The 21681-nt window shown below is 38.6% G+C and carries 24 protein-coding genes; 22 read left to right on the top strand and 2 right to left on the bottom strand.

What is annotated here, in order from left to right:
- Nucleotides 1-51: 51 nt before the first annotated feature.
- A complete protein-coding gene (locus A3GQ_RS0105220) occupies nt 52-1176 on the bottom strand; it encodes a winged helix-turn-helix transcriptional regulator (RefSeq protein ID WP_028776152.1) in 1125 nt (374 codons plus the stop codon).
- 121 nt (nt 1177-1297) lie between these two features.
- Between A3GQ_RS0105220 and A3GQ_RS23480 the strand changes: the two genes are divergently transcribed.
- From A3GQ_RS23480 to A3GQ_RS23470, 12 genes are all read left to right on the top strand, one after another.
- Entirely contained in the window at nt 1298-2260 is a 963-nt protein-coding gene (locus A3GQ_RS23480; protein WP_037464004.1) for a polysaccharide deacetylase family protein, read from the top strand.
- A 78-nt stretch (nt 2261-2338) separates the two neighbouring features.
- Nucleotides 2339-3568 (top strand): M16 family metallopeptidase, encoded by a 1230-nt coding sequence (locus tag A3GQ_RS0105210; RefSeq protein ID WP_028776151.1) that lies wholly within the window; start codon nt 2339-2341, stop codon nt 3566-3568.
- A 26-nt stretch (nt 3569-3594) separates the two neighbouring features.
- Nucleotides 3595-4038 carry a dUTP diphosphatase gene (gene dut / locus A3GQ_RS0105205; protein WP_028776150.1) on the top strand — a complete coding sequence of 148 codons (444 nt, stop codon included), beginning with the start codon at nt 3595-3597 and terminating at the stop codon, nt 4036-4038.
- Between the two features lie 92 nt (nt 4039-4130).
- Complete coding sequence (locus A3GQ_RS26115) at nt 4131-4307, top strand: aspartyl-phosphate phosphatase Spo0E family protein (protein ID WP_169818247.1); 177 nt, start codon at nt 4131-4133, stop codon at nt 4305-4307.
- A gap of 139 nt (nt 4308-4446) precedes the next feature.
- A complete protein-coding gene (locus tag A3GQ_RS0105195; protein WP_028776149.1) occupies nt 4447-5595 on the top strand; it encodes a DUF418 domain-containing protein in 1149 nt (382 codons plus the stop codon).
- A gap of 68 nt (nt 5596-5663) precedes the next feature.
- Nucleotides 5664-6281 (top strand): TetR/AcrR family transcriptional regulator, encoded by a 618-nt coding sequence (locus tag A3GQ_RS0105190; RefSeq protein ID WP_028776148.1) that lies wholly within the window; start codon nt 5664-5666, stop codon nt 6279-6281.
- A 111-nt stretch (nt 6282-6392) separates the two neighbouring features.
- Nucleotides 6393-7070: a response regulator transcription factor gene (locus A3GQ_RS0105185; protein ID WP_028776147.1), complete on the top strand. Its 678-nt coding sequence runs from the start codon at nt 6393-6395 to the stop codon at nt 7068-7070.
- Nucleotides 7067-8449 (top strand): sensor histidine kinase, encoded by a 1383-nt coding sequence (locus A3GQ_RS0105180; RefSeq protein ID WP_028776146.1) that lies wholly within the window; start codon nt 7067-7069, stop codon nt 8447-8449. Before A3GQ_RS0105185 ends, A3GQ_RS0105180 begins: the two co-directional genes overlap by 4 nt.
- 65 nt (nt 8450-8514) lie before the next feature.
- Nucleotides 8515-9588, top strand: a complete 1074-nt coding sequence (locus A3GQ_RS0105175; RefSeq protein ID WP_028776145.1) for an ABC transporter permease — start codon at nt 8515-8517, stop codon at nt 9586-9588.
- Complete coding sequence (locus A3GQ_RS23475; protein ID WP_051271224.1) at nt 9588-10295, top strand: ABC transporter ATP-binding protein; 708 nt, start codon at nt 9588-9590, stop codon at nt 10293-10295. Before A3GQ_RS0105175 ends, A3GQ_RS23475 begins: the two co-directional genes overlap by 1 nt.
- 48 nt (nt 10296-10343) lie before the next feature.
- Entirely contained in the window at nt 10344-10493 is a 150-nt protein-coding gene (locus tag A3GQ_RS26680; RefSeq protein ID WP_156877556.1) for a hypothetical protein, read from the top strand.
- Between the two features lie 304 nt (nt 10494-10797).
- Nucleotides 10798-11346, top strand: coding sequence for a DUF4291 family protein (locus A3GQ_RS23470; RefSeq protein WP_051271222.1), 549 nt, complete (start codon nt 10798-10800; stop codon nt 11344-11346).
- A 115-nt stretch (nt 11347-11461) separates the two neighbouring features.
- On the opposite strand, the gene A3GQ_RS0105150 is transcribed toward A3GQ_RS23470, so the two are convergent.
- Nucleotides 11462-12721, bottom strand: coding sequence for a helix-turn-helix domain-containing protein (locus A3GQ_RS0105150; RefSeq protein ID WP_028776144.1), 1260 nt, complete (start codon nt 12719-12721; stop codon nt 11462-11464).
- A gap of 347 nt (nt 12722-13068) precedes the next feature.
- On the opposite strand from A3GQ_RS0105150, the gene A3GQ_RS0105145 reads away from it, so the two are divergent.
- The 10 genes from A3GQ_RS0105145 to A3GQ_RS0105100 all read left to right on the top strand — a co-directional run bounded on the left by A3GQ_RS0105145 (nt 13069) and on the right by A3GQ_RS0105100 (nt 21440).
- Complete coding sequence (locus A3GQ_RS0105145; RefSeq protein ID WP_028776143.1) at nt 13069-13302, top strand: cupin domain-containing protein; 234 nt, start codon at nt 13069-13071, stop codon at nt 13300-13302.
- Nucleotides 13290-13607 (top strand): hypothetical protein, encoded by a 318-nt coding sequence (locus tag A3GQ_RS0105140; RefSeq protein ID WP_028776142.1) that lies wholly within the window; start codon nt 13290-13292, stop codon nt 13605-13607. The genes A3GQ_RS0105145 and A3GQ_RS0105140 overlap by 13 nt, the downstream gene beginning before the upstream one ends.
- Nucleotides 13608-13693: 86 nt before the next feature.
- Nucleotides 13694-14449, top strand: a complete 756-nt coding sequence (gene nfsA, locus A3GQ_RS0105135; protein ID WP_028776141.1) for an oxygen-insensitive NADPH nitroreductase — start codon at nt 13694-13696, stop codon at nt 14447-14449.
- Nucleotides 14450-14541: 92 nt separating this feature from the next.
- On the top strand, nt 14542-14790 hold the full coding sequence (locus A3GQ_RS0105130; protein WP_028776140.1) for a YlmC/YmxH family sporulation protein: 249 nt from the start codon (nt 14542-14544) through the stop codon (nt 14788-14790).
- A gap of 81 nt (nt 14791-14871) precedes the next feature.
- Complete coding sequence (gene dpsA, locus A3GQ_RS0105125) at nt 14872-15768, top strand: dipicolinate synthase subunit DpsA (protein ID WP_028776139.1); 897 nt, start codon at nt 14872-14874, stop codon at nt 15766-15768.
- A complete protein-coding gene (locus tag A3GQ_RS0105120) occupies nt 15765-16367 on the top strand; it encodes a dipicolinate synthase subunit B (protein WP_028776138.1) in 603 nt (200 codons plus the stop codon). Before dpsA ends, A3GQ_RS0105120 begins: the two co-directional genes overlap by 4 nt.
- 63 nt (nt 16368-16430) lie before the next feature.
- Nucleotides 16431-17471 carry an aspartate-semialdehyde dehydrogenase gene (locus A3GQ_RS0105115; RefSeq protein WP_028776137.1) on the top strand — a complete coding sequence of 347 codons (1041 nt, stop codon included), beginning with the start codon at nt 16431-16433 and terminating at the stop codon, nt 17469-17471.
- A gap of 1 nt (nt 17472) precedes the next feature.
- Nucleotides 17473-18687: an aspartate kinase gene (gene dapG / locus A3GQ_RS0105110; protein WP_028776136.1), complete on the top strand. Its 1215-nt coding sequence runs from the start codon at nt 17473-17475 to the stop codon at nt 18685-18687.
- Nucleotides 18688-18703: 16 nt separating this feature from the next.
- Complete coding sequence (gene dapA, locus A3GQ_RS0105105; protein ID WP_028776135.1) at nt 18704-19579, top strand: 4-hydroxy-tetrahydrodipicolinate synthase; 876 nt, start codon at nt 18704-18706, stop codon at nt 19577-19579.
- A 112-nt stretch (nt 19580-19691) separates the two neighbouring features.
- A complete protein-coding gene (locus tag A3GQ_RS0105100) occupies nt 19692-21440 on the top strand; it encodes an MFS transporter (protein ID WP_028776134.1) in 1749 nt (582 codons plus the stop codon).
- Nucleotides 21441-21681: the final 241 nt, after the last annotated feature.

Genomic DNA, 21681 nt, shown 5'->3' with positions numbered 1-21681 from the left:
ATGTGATTATGGGATGGAGGGTGTTATAGCAAAAATTGAGCTGCTCTCAACTCATAGCTGGTGCAACCCAGATGGAGAGAGTGCATAGTAGATGTATTGGTTTCTGGTTTCTCTTTTGACTAGTCCTGTTCTGTGCAATTCTACCATCGACTGAGTGCTGTATTGTTTCATTTGATCTTCTCGAACCCACATGAGTCCTGCTTTGTATGTCTTATACAATTCCAAGAGAATCAGGAACTGTTGAATAGCGTTGTAAGAAAGCCCTGTTACCTTAGAGAGCTGTTGGAGGCTCAGATCAGGGTTTTGTGCCAAGTGTGTCTTCAAGCTCCTTTTTTGAGCAGGATTGAGCGGGAAGGTCTTCTTTACCTTTGAAGCTAGACAGTAGCCTAGTGATTCCTCACTAAATACAACTATCCCATCTTGCACCAATGGACGCAGATTCTTGTCAATAGCGTATCTACCCACCCCGATTTTCTCTTGAAGCACCCCTATTGTGAGATTGGAGGTCCGTTCTAGCACATCTAGGATCTTTTTTTGTACTTGTGAAGCAGGGATTTCATCATTTGCTTTGGAAGACAAGGAGTAGAGTCGAGGGTCACTTTTACTTCCTGATCCTGTACTTACTACTTCCTGCATCTTTTGCAATTGATCGAGATGATGATAAATGGCAAACTTACTCTCCCCAATGTTTTCCTCGAGTTCACGTACAGATAGCCAAGAGGATTTTTCTAGTTCGCTTACAATCCTTACTTGTGTGGGGTGTAGAGAGGAAGGTTGTTTTACTTGAGAGGATAGGGCATAGAGGATTGGGTCATTTTCGCACTCCACCACTAGACCATCTTTTTGCAATCTATTGAGATGTAGGCTGAGAGCTTCTTGTTCCATATCCAATCGTGCACTAAGTTCTCGGATGGAGAGTCCAGAAGATCGTTCGAGGACTTCCTTGATTTTCTCTTGAATTCTACGGACCTCAGGGTCAACATAGAAGAAGTGGGTTTTTCTCCCTTTAGCTACAGTAGCGGTCTTTACTGTCCCAGATTTCCGAAATGGATGGAGTTGTTTTCTGATATTTTCTGTATTGAGTCCCGTCCTATCAGCAATCTGTTGCAAAGTTAGTCCAGTGTTGGATTGAAAAAGCACATCCAAAATTTTTTCTTTATTGGATTTTTGGGACATGGAAACTCCATTTTTCAAAGTAAAGCAACTACTTTGTAAGTATAGCATTGTTAAAATGAGACAATCAAAGCATTTTTCCTTTTTCCTCTCATAAATAAAAGAAGAAAGGAGATGACAAGCTTTGAAAAAGAATGTTTATTTTGTAGGTGTTTTTGCAGTTATGGTTAGTATTTTTATTTGTTATTCGTCTCCTATATCTTTGTATGTATCTTCCCTTCGGAAACAAACAGTCATCCCAGTTTTTGTTACAGATGATTTGGAGCTGCAGGCAAAGATCAATAGAGAAGCTCCCAAGCATGAAGTTGCACCTATTAATGCTCGAAATGATCGTGTCTGGAAGTTAGTTCCCGGTATGGATGGAATAGTAGTAGACAAACAAAAAACATTAGAAAAAACAAAACGAACTCATTCGAAAGAGATCCAATGGGTGTATCGAATAGTAAAGCCTGCCGTAGATTTAAAGGATTTAGGAATCGGACCGATCTACCGTGGCAATGAACAGCAAAAAGCAGTTGCTCTGATGGTCAATGTCGCATGGGGAACAGAGTATCTATCTGAAATGCTCGAAATTTTTCAAAAAGAGAAGATTAAAGTTACTTTTTTTTTAGATGGCACTTGGTTAAATAGCCATCGCAAAGAAGGTTTAGCATTGGAAAAATCAGGGCATGAAATCGGGAATCATGGGTATACCCATAGAATGATGAGTCAGGTTCCCGCAGATAGAATGCAAAGAGAAATTGGAAGGACAGAAGAAGTAATCAAACAAGTATTTCATCATCCAAGTAGTTGGTTTGCCCCGCCTGCTGGAGATTACAATAACAAAGTAGTCCAAGTAGCATATGATTTTCATTTAGGAACCGTTCTTTGGACATTGGATACGATTGATTGGCGAAAAACGACTTCTTCTAATTCAATGGTACAGAAAATCAGGACAAAAGTCGAACCTGGAAACTTGATTTTGATGCATCCAACTGATCGGACCGTAAAAGCTTTGCCAAGGATTATTCAGGAAATTAAGCAAAAAGATTTAGCCCTCACAACGGTTTCGGAAGTGCTTTCTTCCAAACGTATCAACGCCCGTTGAGCGTTTATCTTTAATCTGATATAGTGAAAATACTTCTTGAATTTGGAATCAAGTAGTGCAAGCTAGGAGGTTTTTTCAATTCTTATACATACTTTAAAAAATGGAATACGCATTGTAGCAGAGGAGATTCCTCATGTGCGTTCTATTGCATTAGGAATCTGGGTAGGTGCAGGTTCTGAAGGAGAATCCAAACAAGTAAATGGGATATCTCACTTTATGGAACATATGCTTTTTAAAGGCACAACTACACGAACAGCAAGACAAATTGCAGAAGGATTTGATCAATTTGGTGGTCAAGTCAATGCATTCACTTCAAAAGAAGTAACGTGCTACTATGCAAAAGTGTTAGATCAACATTTTTCTATGTCCCTAGACCTTTTAGCAGATATGTTTTTTCACTCTACATTTGATGAATTAGAGATAGAAAAAGAAAAAAAGGTAGTCTTAGAAGAGATATCGATGGTAGAAGATACACCAGACGATTTGATTCATGATATGCTATCAGAAATATCTTTTTCTGAACATCCTCTTGGCTATCCTGTTATTGGAACAATGGATAATGTTTCTTCTTTTACAAGAGATCAGCTTATCGCTTATCGAAAAAGTTACTACAATCCACATAATGTGGTGATAGCACTTGCTGGAAATCTCCCCAACGATTATGTCCAGCAAGTAGAGCAGTATTTTTCTCATCAGCAAGGTGAGGAAAATATTTTAGACGATACGACTCCCCTCTTTACACCACAGGTAATAGCAAAACAAAAAACAACAGAGCAAACGCACCTTTGTATTGGCTATCAAGGAGTGTCTCTAAAAGATCAGCAGATCTATCCGTTGATTCTATTAAATAATATTCTTGGTGGCAATATGAGTTCGCGTTTGTTTCAAGAAGTCCGAGAAGAAAGAGGATTAGCGTATTCTGTTTACTCCTATCACTCTGCTCATCGATATAATGGATTGTTTGCCATTTATGCAGGTACAAAGCATGGTCAAGAACAAGAAGTATGTAATGTGATTTATGATGTTATTAATCAAGTGGCAGATTGCGGTGTTTTGGAGCAAGAATTGATAAAAGCACAAGAACAATTAAAAGGCAGTATGATGTTAGGATTAGAAAGTACCAATAATCGAATGAGTCGTTTGGGACGAAATGAATTATTATTAAAAAAACATCAAACTCTCGATGAGATTATTGGCCAAGTAGAAAAAGTAACATTGGAGGATGTCAATAAAATGGCAAAGCGAATTTTCCAGTCTTCCTATTCATTGGCCCTCATTTCACCAAGTGGAAAATTACCCACCATATAGTTTGTAATAAAAGGAGTATTACTGATATGCTTACCGTACAAATTTGTCGTATACCTGGAAACGAAGATATATCCTTACCAGAAAAAATGTCTACAGGTGCTAGTGGTTTTGATTTATGTGCTGCTGTTACGGAGGAACTTTTACTTCAGCCAGGAGAATGGAAGCTAGTTCCTACAGGGATTTGCATTGCGATGCCAGAACATTTAGAAGCACAAGTTCGTCCGAGAAGTGGCCTAGCATTTAAACATGGCATCTCCATGCTAAATTCTCCAGGAACCATTGATGCAGATTATCGTGGAGAAATAAAAGTGATTATGGTCAATTTCGGGGACAAACCTTTTCGAGTAAATCGAGGAGACCGGATTGCTCAACTTGTTTTTCAAGAAGTAGCAAAGGTTCACTTGGAACAAGTAAAAGAATTGGTCAGTACCGTTCGTGGAGCAGGTGGATTTGGTCACACTGGCGTATAAGTATAGAGAAGATATATATGGGTCAAAGCTTAGAGAAGAAGTGTATAGCTACCAATTTACCTTATTCTATGCTAAGGCAGGGGGATCTTTCCATGGAAGATGTACGTCCACTGAAGCGTTTAGAAAAAGAGTTGGAGCGAGTACGCAAAAAGTTACATCAATCTGTGAGGGGAGAACCAAGTAGATTGTTGGATCCTACCGTTTTACCCATTAGTCGAGAGTTAGATTTACTTATCGTGCAATACCAGTACCTGAAGCACAATATATAGTAAGTGTCTTTCCTACCCCAGAGAATATTTATTCTCTGGGGTATTGTGTATATTTTGAAAAAACCTTTGTTTTTATCGCACGATCGTGCTATTATTTTTTATAGGACGATCATGCCGAAATAAAACAGGGGTGGAATATATGAATACACAAAAACAAAATAGAATTAAAATATTAGATATTTTAAGAGGTTTTGCTATTTTGGGTACATTGGGAACGAATATTTGGATTTTTGCCCATTTAGGTGATTTAAACGCTATGCTGACAGACCCAAATAAGGTTTGGTGGTCATCGCTAGATACTTTTATCTCTACCATTGTCCTTTTTTTAGTAAATGGTAAATTTCTTGGATTATTAGCTATCATGTTTGGAGTAGGTCTTGAACTCAAATATCAACAATCTGTACGAAAAGGGAATCCATGGCCAGGTATGTATATTTGGATCTCCATTATCCTAATGGTAGAAGGTTTCTTACATTTCATGCTGGTTATGGAATATGACATCTTGATGAGTTATGCTTTGACAGCAATTATTGTGGCTTTTATCGTCAAGGCAGGAGAGAAGTCTATAAAAAGAGCGATGATTGGCTTTGGGAGTATTCATGTTTTGGTCTATCTAGGAATTCTATATTTGCAATTCAGTGGAGCTCAGATTACTGGTGGAGATGCAACAGAAGTGATATCCCTCTATCAAAACGGAACATGGCTAGAGCAAGTTTTCTATCGATTGAATAATTTTGTTGAACTTCGGTTTGAGCTGATTCTAGCATTTAGTTCAAATATATTTTTATTTCTTACTGGAGTACTTCTCATGAGAAAGGGAGCCTTTTCTTCAGATGAAAAGGGCAGAAAGATTCGCAGCAAAATGTTGAAGTTTGGTTTGCTGGTAGGAATACCGTTAAATATGCTTCTATTGGTACCTGGTGGTTATTTTGATATTATTGTTCGGTATGTTTTTGCTCCTGTATTATCGATTGGGTACATGGGTTTGCTTGCTCATTTGGTCGAGAAACAAGAAAAATGGGTGTTATGGAGATGGCTTGGACAAACAGGGAAAATGTCGCTTAGTTGCTATGTGTTACAAAACATTCTTTGTTCTATCATTTTTTATGGTTGGGGAATGTCGCTTGGTGGAAAGGTAAATTCTATTACCATCATTGGAATTTGGATAATAATTATGTTTTTCCAAATTACTTTCACTTCTATATGGATGAGGTTCTTTGCTTTAGGACCAATGGAAATAGCGCGAAAAAAGGCAGCTGGGATGATTTCTCCTACAAGCGGCAAGTAAATTGCTTGTTTAACATAGAATCCAAAATGTCTTACTGGTACAATTGTACAAAAAAGGATTTGGAATGTATGCCTAAAATCGTTGATCACCAAAAACAAAAGGAAAAAGTAGCCCAAGCTGTTTGGAAGGTGATCTTAAAAAGTGGAATTGAAAAAGCTACTGTACGAAACATTGCAGAGGAAGCGAATTTATCTGTAAGTACGATGCGACACTATTTTACCAATCAATCTGAACTACTGTATTTTTCCATGGAACTCATCATAGAACGAATGGAAGAACGTATAAAAAATAGAGTCCAGCAATTCGAAGGATCACCTTTTGACGCAGCTAAAAGAATAGTTTTATTTTTCATACCGTCAAATGAGGAAGAACACATGGAGTTACAAGTTTGGCTGTCCTTTAATGCTAAAGCACTAAGTAACAATGAAATGCGCAAATTGATCGACAAAATGTATATGGATATGTACAAGGGGATGGAATGGGCTCTCCATATATTGAAAGAATCCAAGTGGCTAAAATCAGAAGTAGATATGAAATTAGAAATAGATCGTTTGTATGGTTTAGTGGATGGTTTGGCGATTCATCGGATTCTAAAACCGGACATACTAACACCTGAAGACATTGAAATGATAATATCTCACCACTTGAAAGAGCTATGCAAAGAAGAGTTTGAAAATAGGGTCTAAAGGAATACTGGGAAGCACCAAATTGGTGCTTTTTCTATTGTCTTATGCTAATGATATAAGGGAAGTAATCAATCGACAGTGCAAATGCTCACTTGAAGGATGGGTTGCAAAATGTTACAACTTTTAGTTGTTGATGATGATTCACATATTCGGGAGTTGGTTCGTTTTCATTTACACACAGAAGGATATGTAGTTTGGGAGGCTGAGGATGGAGAGCAAGCACTAAATATTCTACAGAGGGAGAATATAAAATTAGCCATTATTGATATTATGATGCCTCGCATGAATGGTTTTGATTTATGCAGGAAAATTAGGACTACATATGATATACCGATCTTGATGTTGACAGCGAAAGATCAGTTACAAGATAAAGAACGAGGCTTTGAATTAGGTACGGATGATTATATGGTCAAACCTTTTGAACCAAAGGAAATACTGTTTCGTGTAAAAGCATTGCTTCGCCGTTATCAGGTTTTGCATTCAGATTCTATTTTAATCGGACATACTGTAATTGACCGAAAAAGTTATGAAGTGAGATGTGATGGAAATACGATATTATTGCCGTTTAAAGAATTTGAATTGCTGTCTCAATTAGCGAGTCATCCTAATCGCGTTTTTACGAGAGAAGAACTTATTCAGTTGATATGGGGGATGGAGTTTGTAGGAGATGAACGAACTGTTGATGTACACATCAAACGATTGCGAGAACGTTTCGCGAATAAGACAAACGACTTTATAATCAAAACGGTTCGGGGAGTAGGATATAAATTGGAGGTCTTCCAAGCGTGAAAACTTTGTACTTGCGGTTTGCACTGACCACTGTATGCATTATGCTGGTTAGTGGATGCCTTGCTTTTGTTCTAAGTAACTGGTATTACCAAAGTAATTTAAAACCATACAATGATCAAAAGATAACTGAAATCACACAAACTATTGCTAATTACTATGAAAATAATAAGGGGTTAGATTTTCCTAATTACTTCGATCATATTGCAAATTTGGGTTTTCAAATCGCATATTATCAAGAGGGACAAAAGCCTGTTTTTTTCGGGAGGCCATTTGATGAAACATCTCTACCAGCATCCGTGATTCGAGAAGTCCTATCAGGAAAAACATATCATGGAGTGCTGAGATTTCCAACAGGAGTGTTTATCACAGGTTTTTTTGATGATGCCTTAATCAATACGATTGGCGTGCCGCTTCATGGCATAGAAGGAAGATCTGCTCTATTTGTTCGCCCGGATATAGGTACTCAATTTGGAGAAATGCGCATCTTTTTTTCTGTTTTGTTGCTTTTGACTATTGGATTGAGTATTTTGTTTGTATTTATTGGTACCTATTACATTGTAAGACCTATACGAACATTAACCAAAGCGACTAGAAAAATTGCAGAAGGAGATTTCCATATTCAATTGCCTGTTAATCGGAAAGATGAATTAGGAATCCTAGCAAAAAGTTTTTCAGGAATGACGGCTAGTATTGAGCAATTGGAAAAGATGAGACAAGAGTTTGTGTCGAATGTTTCACATGAAATTCAATCACCACTTACGTCTATACAAGGATTTTCTAAAACTCTTCAATCAAATGATTTGCCAAATGAGACGAAGAAACAATACTTATCCATCATTGAACTTGAGAGCGAAAGATTGTCTATACTAAGCAAGCAACTTCTGACGTTGGCCTCACTAGAAAGTGAAAAAAATCTATTACAACGAAGTCCATTTGATTTGGCGGAGCAGATCAACCAAGTTGTAACCATGTTGCAGTGGCAATGGAGAGCGAAAGGGTTAGCGATCGAGTTGGATTTACCATCCACGCTGATAAATGCAGATGCTAAACTTCTTTATCAAGTATGGATAAACTTACTGACCAACGGTATAAAATTTACGGATGAAGGCGGTACGATCCGTTTTGAAATACTACCAATATCTGTAGAGGAAATACAAGTTCGTGTTACAGATACAGGGGTAGGAATATCGAAAGAAGATATATCACATGTATTTGAACGTTTTTACAAAACAGATAAATCCCGAACAAATAAAGTTGGAGGTAGTGGACTTGGGTTATCCATTGTGCATAAAATCATTTCTTTACATAAAGGTAGTATTCAGGTGTCCAGCGTTCCTCAAGTAGGAACTACTTTTATCGTGACACTTCCAAGACTGTAATATGATATTCATCTCATGTTCATGTGCACTTCTTATAATCGAGCTAGAAAGAGAGGTGCAAGAACATGTTTCTAGCGATTCGGGAAATGATGTATGCCAAGTTACGTTATTTTCTAATTGGTTTCATTATGGTATTGATTACTTGGTTAGTATTTATGATTGCAGGATTAGCAAATGGATTGTCTGCGGACAATGCCTCTGCTATTCAGCAGATCAACGCAAATTCTTTCATCTTGCAATCAGAGGCAGAAAGCAAAATAAATCGTTCACAAGTCAATATGGTGCAATGGAAATCTGTTGAGCAACAGGTTAAAGAAGGACAAGCAACGCCGCTTGGAGTAAAAATGGCTGCTATAAGTAAAATCGGCAAATCCAAAAAAATCGATATCACCGTTTTTGCTGTAGATCCGAAAGAATTTCTGATGCCAGTTGTGATACAAGGGAAATCGATGAATAACAACGAAAAACGAGAAGTTGTTGTGGATCAATCTCTTCAACAGGAAGGCATTAATATAGGTGATTGGATCGTCGACACCGACACTTCATCCAAATGGAAAGTAGTGGGTTTTACCAAAAATAAATCTTATAGCCATTCTCCTGTTATTTTTATGAACCTAAGCAGTTGGAAGGCATGGACAAAGAAAGATACTTTTCAAGCCATTGTGCTTCGCGAAACAGATAGTAAAATAAAAATAGATCAGCAACTGGAATTCGTCCCTAAAGAACAAGTATTAGAAAGTACACCAGGTTATAAAGAAGAGCAAGGGTCATTACAAATGATGATTGCCTTTTTATTTGTCATAGCTTCTTTTATTCAAGCAGTATTTTTCTATGTTATTACACTTCAAAAGTCACATCAATTTGGTGTGTTAAAGGCAATCGGTGCTAATACGAAGTTTTTGGCTCAAAGTGTAGTTGCTCAGATCTTGAGTATTTCTATTGTAACAGTGGTTGTAAGTATTGGATTGACTTATGGTTCCGCCTTTGTTTTACCAGATAGTGTTCCTTTTCTCTTAGAAACGAATACTTCTGTTGGATTCTCAGTGCTAATGATCGTTGTATCTTTGGTAGGAGCTTTGTTGTCGGTATACCATATTTCCAAAGTAGAAGCAATTGATGCAATTGGGAGGGTTGAATGATGAATCATATGTTGGCTTTCGAACGAGTTAGTAAAGTATATGGCGAAAAAACCAATCAAACAGCGGCTCTCAAAGATGTTTCCTTGGAAGTAAAAGCTGGAGAATTTGTAGCGATCATAGGTCCTTCCGGATCTGGGAAAAGTACGCTTTTATCCATGGCAGGTCTCCTGTTATCTCCGACGAATGGCAATGTTTATCTTGATAATGTAGAAATTACGAAGCTTTCGGAAAAAGAAAGAGCGCAACTAAGATTACAAAAAATTGGCTTTGTGTTTCAGGCATCCAATCTCATTCCTTACCTATCTGTTTTGGATCAATTACTATTGATAGGTAAATTAGCAAGTAATAGTAAAGGAATGAAACAAAGGGCGGATCGTTTGCTAAAAGAATTAGGTTTATCTCACCGTACACACCATTTTCCCGCACAATTATCTGGTGGAGAAAAACAGCGTGTTGCAATTGCACGAGCATGGATGAATGATCCTGAAATCATACTAGCTGATGAACCAACTGCAAGTCTGGATTCCAAACGTGGTCGAGAAGTGGTGGAGATGCTAGCTAGTGAAGTGAAACGGAAAGGAAAGGCAGGAATTATGGTTACACATGATGAGAGGGTATTAGACTTATGTGACCATGTTTATACGATCAAAGATGGGGTACTGCATCTTGATGATAAAGTTCTCTTCAGTGGACAGATGCAAGAATAGGATTCATGCTATAATAAAATCCAGTAGTCGATCTCCCGAAGGAGTCCAATGCGCAAAGTTGTAGTGTTCATCGGAGCTGTTCTTGGCCTCATCGCGAATCGTCGTGCGCTCATCAAGTGGGTAACCCACATTCCGATCGGCGTAACAAAGATGAACTGGGACGATGAGATCAAGCCGGAAAGCCTCGATTCAAAGTGATGATTCTTCGAGCGAGGAACCTACCCATTAGCTAGACCATAATGGTAAGATACCGTCTGGTCACATCATAGGGATCGAAGGGATTATTCCTCACCTCAGGTCTAGATTGAGGCTCAGCCTTCCCCCGTAATCAAACTATTTCACATACAAAAAATATCAACATCCTAATAGAGGTATAGTTAGGATGTTTTTCGTATTTAAGTTACAATGTTTGTATTGCCAAAATTAGGAGTGACAGCATGAGATTTATTAAACCAACTAATTTTCTTACGTTAAAAAAACATGGCCGGAAAGTGGCAAACATATTCTGGCTACCTATGATGATACATCTATTGTTGTATATCAAGCATACTGTCCCAAAATAGCAGCATACGCTGTAGAACAGCAAACATTTGGTGGAGAATTTTCCATGAATCGGATGAGTTGGATCAAACCGAATTTTCTGTGGATGATGTTTCGGTCTGGTTGGGGAATGAAGGCAGATCAAGAAGTTACGCTAGCGATTCGGCTGAGACGAGAGGGATTTGAGGAGATATTACAGTCAGCAGTTCATAGCAGTTATCAAACATCATATGGAACACAAGATAAATGGAAAAAAGTATTGAAAGAATCATCTGTCCGATTGCAATGGGACCCAGATCATGATCCATTTGGCAATAAGCTGGATCGAAAAGCAATTCAACTTGGATTGAAAGGAGAAAGTTTACAAAAGTATGTAAAAGATTGGATCATAGAGATCGAAGATATATCTGATTTTGTTGAGGAACAACGCCACATGATTCAAAAGGATCAATTGGATCATTTGCAAGTCCCCAATGAACAAATATATTTACCAGCTAAACATAGAGACTAACTGGGTATGAATAAAGTTTATAAAAGAACCGTTTCCCATTTGTCTAGAAGGAAACGGTTCTTTTCGAATTAATCCCCAGAAGGATGAGTACCATAGCACATGAAATGTCCTCCTTTCAGAAACTTTTGATACTTGTAAAGTATTGTTTGGAGTATTTAAGATAATTTTCATTATCATCAAGTTGTAAATAGACTTCAGCAAGCCCAGATAGAGATTGAAGTTTTGTTGTGTGATCCATGGCATGTTGGAGTACCTCCTTGTAGTAATGGATTGCTTGATTGTATGACGTATCTAGTTGGCATGTTTTTGCTAGTTGTAACATTGTTTTGGTGTATTCTAACATGTTATTCTGTTTATTCGCAATCCTAATTGTTTTCTTTAATACTTTTTGAGAACGACTATATCTGTTTTGTTCTTGGTAAAGAATTCCTAGCTGGAGGTAGGCTTGCAGAACAAGTTGATGTCTTTTTGAGATGCTATTCTCTAGGCCGATAGCTGTTAATAAACATTTTTCTGCATGCAGGGGATAGTTGCGTTGTTTGTATATATTAGAAAGAGTGATATATAATTCCATTTGTCTTTCATAGTTATCGTTGATTAATGCTAATTCTAATCCTTTTTTGGCGCAAGCGAATGCTTCTTCATACATTTGAATTTTCAAGTTTAATTCAGCTTGAAAATCATACATGCCTATAACGGTATCCATATTAAGGTCAAAAGAATCTGCTTTGATTTGTTCAATTGTTTTAAGTGCGTCTTCTGTTCTGCCTAGATTGTACAGATAAATAGAACGATTAGATAAAAGAGTAGTGTAGAGGTATTTTCGTTCTCCATTTCGATCAAAAGCGGACAATCCTTCGTTCGTAAATTGCAAAGCCTGTTCATAATTGTTTTTATGAAAAGCGATGATTGCTAGATGGTTTAAACAATATGGTTTTAAATTTGTTTTTCCTGAATCAATTTCTTTTTCTAAGTTTTTAAGTGATTCTTTGAAATAAGCGGTTGATTTATCTTCTTGATTTAGCTTAAAGTAACATCGACCCTTTAAAAAATCGAGTAATGCTCCTTGATATCTTTCGGTTAATTGGGCTAATTTTTTTAAAACCGAGCTAGGATCTCGATTTATTTTATTCTCTAGTGACAGTAAATCTAAATATTTTTCTTCTTGCTCGGATTGCTCTTGCTGTGTAAGTTCTGATAAATGAAGATCAAGTTTGCGTAGGAGATAGTTTATTTTTGTTGGATTACGAGTGATACCTCTTTCTATAGAAGACAGGGTTGCACGGGGAATATAATTATCGGCTAGATCATCTAATGTCATGCCTCTTTCTTTACGAGCTTTGCGAATATAAGAACCAATTTTAGAAATGTCCATATGAAATCACCTCTAATAAAGGCATTTCTTTTAATAATGTTTAAATTTGGACTAATTGTCAATTCAGAATTTATCGTGAAGTATGGGAATTAAGCATTAAAACCATTGATTTTAACACATTTTTTCTCGAATTACCGTAATACATAAAAGAATTATCTTGTTTTTGTAATATATTGAATTTGCTATTTCTAGCTCTTATACTAAAGGTAAGATCTTACGTTTACTGGATTTATCAACATTTTCATATATTTATTTTGGATTTCCTGAGAAAATCGATCATTTTTTTAGAATGAAACGTTTCTGTTAGTTGATTTTGATCTACAAATTAACAGAGAAAGGTGAGAGATATGGGATGTAAATTTAAGAAATTCCAAACAACTTCTACACAACAGTTAGCGAACAAAGAAATAAAACTACATCTTGTTAATGGCGGAACGATCAAATTAAACCTTCTTCATACAGAAATCTTTGATATGTCAAATGGGAGTATATTTATTTTAGGGAGAGCATTGGATCAAAAAATTGGATCTCTTGATGAGTTAACATTGCATTCATGCGAGGAAGAGAATTGGAAGCTGTAAAATATCTAGCTTGGCATTTGCTTCATTCGTGCGAAGATAGCAATCTCCATGAAAAATTAACGTCGTTTTCTCCCAATGATCGTAAGCAAATGGTCCAACTAATCAAGTGGTGTCTCCAAAATGGAAAGCGAATTCATTCCTTATTAACACAAGCACATCTCAATCAGATCACCTCTATCTTGCAGAATGGGGAAGAGGAAGAAGTAGAAGATTTTCATTTTCATTTAACAATGTATATCTTTACATTTGGCTTGGAAATGATGAAAGGTCAACTAGATGACTTACTAGAGACAAAAGAAGATTAAACTTTGGTATCATATTAAAATAATCATGGAGTCAGAATACCACCTATAAGGTGGTATTTTTATAATTTGTAAAAGGGGTATGAATAATGAATGACATGATAAAAATGCTCTTTGATCATCGATCTATTCGTTCTTTTCAAGATATCGCATTATCAGATGATCAAATTGAATGGATTGTAAAAAGTGCACAAGCAGCATCTACATCGAGTTTTGTTCAAGCTTACTCGATTATTGGTATTAAAGATAGAAATAAAAAGGCTGAATTGGCTCGTTTAGCTGGAAATCAGGCATATGTGGCAAAGAACGGTCATTTTTTCGTATTTTGTCTAGACTTGCATCGTTTGCAAATGGCTGCACAGATGGAAGAAATACAAGAGGTTGATATAGAAGAGAGTCTATCTTCAACAGAACTCTATACGGTAGGTGTGATCGATGCCGCACTTGCTGCACAAAATGCTGCTATTGCTGCGGAATCCATGGGGCTTGGTATTTGTTACATAGGAGGATTGCGTAATCATTTATACGAAGTGTCATCCTTGTTAAAAATACCAGACTATGTTGTTCCGCTGTTTGGCTTGTGTGTAGGTTATATTGATTACCGTACAGACAAAAAACAAAGATTGCCCATGGAGGCAATCTATCATGAAGAAGAATATATGTCAGACGGAAAAATGTGTACCTATCTCCGTGATTACAATCAAGATATGGTGGCTTATTATAAGCAAAGGACAGCTGGAAAGAAAAAGGATAGCTGGACACAGATGATGGCAAAAATGTTGGTACATCCCAAAAGATTGTATTTGAAAAAATTTCTTAGTGAAAAAAAGTTACCTCTTCAGTAGAACAAAAAGCTGTCTTTCATGGGCAGCTTTTTGTTTTTCTACGACTGAATCTTTCCTTTGTCCCATATCTTTAGTAGTAAGAGGTGATGGCGATGCGTTGGAGTAAATTTATTGAAAAAGAATGTGTCAATATGGATACAGGTGAAAAGCTGGGGACATTTCACCGTTCTGATTTGGTGATTGATCCAAAAACAGGGGAAATAAAAAATATTGTATTGCCCCTGGGAAATTCTATTTTCCGTCGCAAAACAACCGAGTTGTCTCTAAGTTGGTCCAGCATACAAAAAGTAGGCCCAGAACTTATTATTATTCAGCAACATACCTATTTGATGGAATCATAAAAAGGAAAAAATAGGCTAATGGGTAACCGGCAATACCCCATACGAATATAAGTACATCATGTGGGGAAAGGGGTTGAACGGATGCTGACAGATAAACACTTTATTTTTATTGGCGGAGATGCTAGGCAACTGGAAGTAATTAAAAGTTTTATCAAAATGAGAGCAAATATCACATTAATTGGATTTGACAATTTGCATACTCCCCTAAGTGGTACAATGCAAAAAGATTTCGAACCTGCAATACTCGCTAGAGCAGACGTGGTAGTACTTCCTGTTATTGGTACAGACGATAAAGGAGAAGTTAGCAGTATTTTTACAACCAAGACACTTATTCTTACAGAGGAACATATGAAGGCATTGCCAAAGCATGCCATTATTTTCACGGGGTTGGCAAGACCATATCTCAAAAATTTATGTTCTGAATATCAAATTTCTTTTCTCGAGCTGATGCAAAGAGACGATGTTGCCATTTATAATTCTATTCCGACTGTAGAGGGTGCCATTATGATGGCGATCCAAAACACAAATATAACCATTCATAACTCCAATACACTGGTCCTTGGTCTAGGAAGAGTCGGGATCACATTGGCTAGAACATTGCAATCGATTGGTGCCCGAGTAAAAGTGGGAATATCAGATTCGTCCGATTATGCAAGAGCATTTGAAATGGGTGTTACGCCTTTTTACTTACATGAATTAGAAGACTATGTAGAAGAAGCAGAACTTATATTTAATACAATTCCTGCCCAAGTACTTACTGCATCTGTTTTAGCTCGTGTTCGTCATGATGCAGTGATGATTGATATTGCTTCAAAACCCGGAGGGATCGATTATCAATATGCTGAAAAGCGAGGTTTAAAGGCCATTTTATGCCCTAGTCTTCCTGGCATTGTAGCACCCAAGACAGCAGGTCGCATTCTTGCCACAACGATTCGTCAGTTAATGATGGAAGAGATTGCCAAGGAGGTAGGACAATGAGTTTAGAAGGAAAAACAATTGGATTTGGATTAACAGGATCTCATTGTACCCATGATGAAGTGCTTCCTCAGATGAAACGTCTAGTCTCACTGGGAGCCAATATTATACCTATTATGTCTCATACAGTGGCCAATGTAGATAGCCGATTCGGTACAGCTGAAGATTGGAAAAGTAAAATTAAAGATATTACCGGTCGAGATCCTTATACTACTATTCAAGAAACAGAACCACTTGGACCTTCTGGAATATTAGATTGTTATGTAGTTGCTCCATGTACAGGGAATAGCTTAGCAAGGCTTGCGAATGCATTAACAGATGGCCCAGTATTAATGGCTGCAAAAGCTATGATGCGTAATCATCGTCCTGTCATCTTGGCTATTTCTACGAATGACGCTCTTGGATTAAATGCTGCCAACCTTGCTAAGTTACTCGCTGCCAAAGATATTTATTTTGTTCCATTTGGGCAAGATGCTCCAGAAAAGAAGCCTAAATCTTGTGTTTCTCGTATGGAACTAATCCCCAATACATGCGAAGCTGCAATGGAAGGAAAACAAATTCAACCTTTACTAGTTGAAAAATACCGTTACTTCCCTTCATAATAGGAATAGTTATAATTAGTCCCCAAGAGGGGACTTACCCTTTATTTGTAGGAGGAAAAACTTGTGACTTATACCGTAGCTGTTGTAGGGGCGACTGGAGCAGTAGGACAACAAATGATACAATCCTTGGAGAAACGTGAGTTTCCAGTAGGAAAATTGATTCCACTAGCTTCTGCCAGATCTGCTGGAGCAACTGTTCAATTTCAAGGAAAGGCAGTTACTGTATTAGAGGCTACGCCAGATTCATTTGAAGGTGTGGATATTGCATTGTTCAGTGCTGGTGGAGGGGTAAGTAAGTTTCTTGCTCCTGAAGCTGTCAAACGTGGCGCTGTCGTGATAGATAATTCGAGTGCATTTCGTATGGATGAAAATGTACCTTTGGTTGTACCCGAAGTAAACCGCGAAGCATTATCGGATCACCAAGGAATTATTGCGAATCCTAACTGTTCAACCATCCAGATGGTGGTTGCTTTAAAACCATTGCAAGATCAATATGGACTTGAGCGTATAATTGTTTCTACTTATCAAGCTGTATCAGGGGCAGGTTCCCAAGCTATCGAGGAGTTGCGTGCTCAAGCAGCTGCGATGTTGGTGGGCGAAGAACCAGTGTCCAATCTTTTACCAGTAGGAAAATTGGACCAACATTATCCCATCGCATTTAATGCTATTCCACAAATAGATGTTGGTATGGATAACGGTTTTACTTTTGAAGAAATGAAAATGGTGCAAGAAACGAAGAAAATATTAGGTGATGATCGTCTTGGTATCACACCCACCTGTGTACGCATTCCTGTTTACCGTGGGCATAGTGAAGCGGTATATGTAGAATTGAAAGAAGATTACCAGCTTTGTGATGTACGATCATTATTAGAAAGTTTTCCTGGTATTGTCATGCAAGACGATTTAGAACAGCAGGTATACCCGATGCCGCTCGATGCTGCAGGACATGATGAAGTCTTTATTGGGCGATTGCGCCGGGACTTGGCACATCCAAAAGGGCTCAACATGTGGGTCGTATCTGATAACTTATTAAAAGGAGCAGCATCCAACGCAGTACAAATCGCAGAAGCATTGGTAGAGGATAAACGAATAAGAAGGGATTAATATGAAAGTAATCGTACAGAAGTTTGGTGGTACTTCTGTGGCAACGTCTCAGATGAGAGAACGTGTCTTGCATCACATACAATCTGCTTTGACAGAAGATTATCAAGTAGTTGTAGTGGTCTCGGCTATGGGAAGAAAAGGCGAGCCATATGCTACAGACACACTTTTGGGCCTGACAAAAGGGGAGCAGTTAAAAAATCTTTCCTCCAGAGAGCAAGATCTTTTGCTAAGTTGTGGAGAAATTATATCTGCGAGTGTTTTAAGTAGTCTTTTGACCCATCACGGGATCGAAAATATCGTACTCACTGGTGGACAAGCGGGTATCATAACCAATAATCAACACAGCAATGCGCAAATCGTATCTTTGAACCCGAAACGGTTACAAGAAGAACTAAAGCAAGGTAGAGTAGTGATAGTTGCTGGGTTTCAAGGTCAAACTGCAGATGGTGAAATTACTACATTGGGCCGTGGAGGTAGCGATACGACTGCAACAGCACTTGGAGTCGCATTACAGGCTGAATATGTAGATATTTTCACTGATGTAGAAGGTGTACTTACTGCTGATCCGCGGATTGTAGAAGAGGCTACTTCTCTGGAAATGGTAACCTACACCGAAATGTGTAACCTTGCATTCCAAGGAGCTAAGGTCGTCCACCCTCGTGCAGTAGAGATAGCGATGCAGACGAATGTTCCGATCCGAGTGAGATCTACCTTATCGGATGGGATTGGAACACTAGTAGTAAGCCGTCCTGAGCGGGTAGGATTGGCTGAGATATCAGATCGTCTCATCACGGGAATTACCCAGATGCCAAATGTTACTCAGATCCGAATACCAGCAGATCACTTAGACCAACATTTGGATGTATTTCGAAAGATGGCATCAAATGGGATAAGTGTAGACTTTATTAGTGTTACTCCAAGCAGTATTGCATATACGGTAAGTGATCCACTCGGAGAGCTGGCCAAATCATTATTGATCGAAATGGGATTGGAGCCTGAACTCTATCCATCTTGTGCAAAAGTATCTGTTGTTGGAGCAGGCATTGCTGGGGTGCCAGGAGTTATGGCGAAAATTTTAGAAGCATTGACAGAAGAGGATGTAAAAGTTCTTCAGTCTGCTGATTCTCATACCACGATTTGGGTACTTGTGCCTGGAGATGACATGGTAAAAGCAATTCGTGCATTGCATCGTAAATTCGAACTTCATAAATACTGACGGAGGAGGTTGAAATATGTTATTTGGACGCCTATTAACTGCGATGTGTACCCCATTCAAACCAGAAGGTGAAATCGATTGGGATGCACAAGGTGCCCTTATTGAACATCTCATTCAAACTGGTACAGATACGATTGTTGTATCTGGAACAACCGCTGAATCTCCTACATTGACCAAAGATGAAAAACTAGCCCTGTTCACTTTTACTGTTAAAAAAGTTGCCAATCGTATCAAGATTATTGCTGGTATTGGTAGTAACAATACAGCAGAAACCGTTCAATTTACTCGTATGGCAGCAGAGACTGGTGTAGATGGTGTGATGGGGGTAGTACCTTACTATAATAAACCTTCGCAAGAAGGCATATATCAACATTTTGTAGCGATTGCTAATGCTACGACACTTCCAGTGATGCTCTATAATGTACCTGGGAGAACAGGTGCAAATATGACTGCGGAAACCATGATTCGTTTAGCAGAGTTAGACAATGTGGTGGCAATTAAAGAAGCTAGCGGCGATCTTTCACAAATAACAAAAGTGATTGCATCTGTTCCTGATGATGTAGTGGTCTATAGTGGAGATGATAGCCTAACTCTCCCTGTATTGGCTGCAGGTGGGGATGGTATCGTAAGTGTGGCGAGTCATCTCGTTGGTCTAGAAATGAAAGAAATGATAAATGCTTATTTATCAGGTGATGTGAAAAAAGCAGCAAAACTTCATCAACAATACCAACCTGTATTTGAAGGGATATTTTTAACATCAAGCCCATCTCCTTTAAAATATACTTTGGCAAAAAAAGGACTCATGAATCCAACAGTACGCTTGCCTTTGGTAGAGATGACTGAGGATGAGAAACAAAAAGTAGATGTTTGGTTTCATGAACTTGTACAATAATAAAAAAAGATCCGTAGTTACGGATCTTTTTTTATTATTAGATTTTTTGCACGCGGCCAGAAAATTAAGTTAATATGAATGAAAGACATTCATTCAATTACTTGGAGTTCTGGTGAACTGGACTAGATCTTTGAAACCCACTCGTAAGATGATGGGACTTTCCCTCCTGATTATCGGACAGGTGCTAGCGGTCTCAGCGATTCAAGATATAATCGCCCAGTCCCTCCACATTTTGTTGAGTGCAGAAAGCGCCAGTGTGGTCATGACAGCCTACATGATGACCGTCATGTTCGGTAGGCTTTTCTTCGGAAGGATTACTGACAAAGTTGGGGAAAAAAAGCTTCTGTTGTGGAGTTTGCCGATCATGGCAGCTACACTCTGTGGATATCCCTTTGCGGATGGAACATTTGCTCTCGCAGTAGTGCGTGTACTGCACGGAATTGCCTACGCTCTCGTGGTTAACTCAATCTTTCTCGTAGTGAGAAAAAGTGTTTCACGCAAGAACCAGGCTCGTGCGAGCGCCTTCGCAGGTACTTGCATTTATCTGGGATCGGGACTTGCTATGGCCGCTGGTCTGTGGCTAGCCAAAATGACAATCCTTTGGCAAGTTGTTATTGTCCTAGGGATTTCTTCTGTTGTTTTGGTGTACTCTGGTCTTGCTCTTATCTCTAAGCCTAGTGTGACTTTGAGACAAAGGGCGAAAAAGCTCATTCATGCAGTGCACTCCGCTTGCAGTGTAAAAGGGATCACTCAAAAGGATGCTTTTATCCTTGCTCTTCCTGGGCTAGGTGTAGTTGCTGCGTATTCATCATTTCTCGCTTGGTTTGCCAGTTACTGGTTGAACCAGCCTGGATTGATTTTGGCAATGGCTACAGTAGGAAATGCGGCAGTAGCCTTGACGGTAATGCCTCGGTTTGCTAGTAGCCCAAAGGGCTATTTCCCTATCATGATGGGTAGCAATTTGATCATGATTTTGTGTTTGATCATGATCTGGATGGGGCGTTCTTTGCCTATCATGTTGCTAGCTGGAATCTTGATGGGGATCGCCATCTGCGGAAACACTCTTAGCATCACAGAGGCGATCAGCCGAAAGGTTAACCCGAAAAAACATGGTGCTGCGTTTGCCACCTCAGGCTTCATGATTCAATTGGGTGGAGTGATTGGGACATTTTATTCGAGTGTGATGTGGGGTTATTTGGGAGCTGCCATGTGGCTCACTGTTATCCCACTGCTTTTGATCTCACTCATCCCACTTCTTCTCGTAATATGCAAAGATAAAAAAGAGAGAAACGACAGAAAAGTTATTTTGTCGAAGGTTGCTTTCAAGAGAAAGTATGTCTCTCTGCATGCGGAGTTCGGGCATTATGAGAGTTTTACTCGTTCTTATGAGCAACTCCAGAAACTCTTGAAGAGAAAGGGAAGTGGACAACTTCCCACTCTAGATGGAATGGAGACAGAGCGGGTGGCGTTCTTTGTGGTACTCATGAATGCATGCCGTGCACTAAGGCTTCTGGAAGCTGTAAAACAAGCATCTACGAGTCTGCCAGTCGAAGGGATGATCCAGAAAATTCAGGAGTTGCTTCTGCGACTCTTGGAGGAGATCGAATCAAGAGAGATGGAATACAGCTATAACATCCAAATGGGTTACTCTGTGTTCTGGGACTCTGGTTCGAGTTCTCTAGAAATTCAAGCAGCATTGGTAGAGAGAGCAAAAAGTGCAGCTAGAAGAGATGCTGCAAAAAACGCAAATAGAAATGTCTTGGATCTGCTTCGTGCTGTCCAAGTACTTGGATTCGTAGATCTCAAAGAAGTATTTGAGATCTACGAAGAAGAAGTGTCTGAACATTGGCTGCTTACCTAAGCTGCCGTGATAGAGGTCCCCTCCAGAGAAGAATAGGAGGGGGCTGTTCAATTGGAAAATGATATCTAAGCCAATCTTACTTTTCCCTGTTTATTTTGGTCAACATTGTTCGTTTTATTTTTTCCTGCAATGTTCAAAGGATTAACTCTCCAATATTTCTGAATTTCTTTTGGAATACACCATTTAAGGTGCATCTCTCCCCTATATGTGACATTTTTGTTTTTCTGTGCTGCTATCTTGC

The sequence above is a fragment of the Shimazuella kribbensis DSM 45090 genome (assembly GCF_000428065.1).
Classification (GTDB): Bacteria; Bacillota; Bacilli; order Thermoactinomycetales; family Thermoactinomycetaceae; genus Shimazuella; species Shimazuella kribbensis.
The sequence above is the reverse complement of the archived record's forward strand: the minus strand, read 5'-3'. Positions and strand labels throughout refer to the sequence as shown.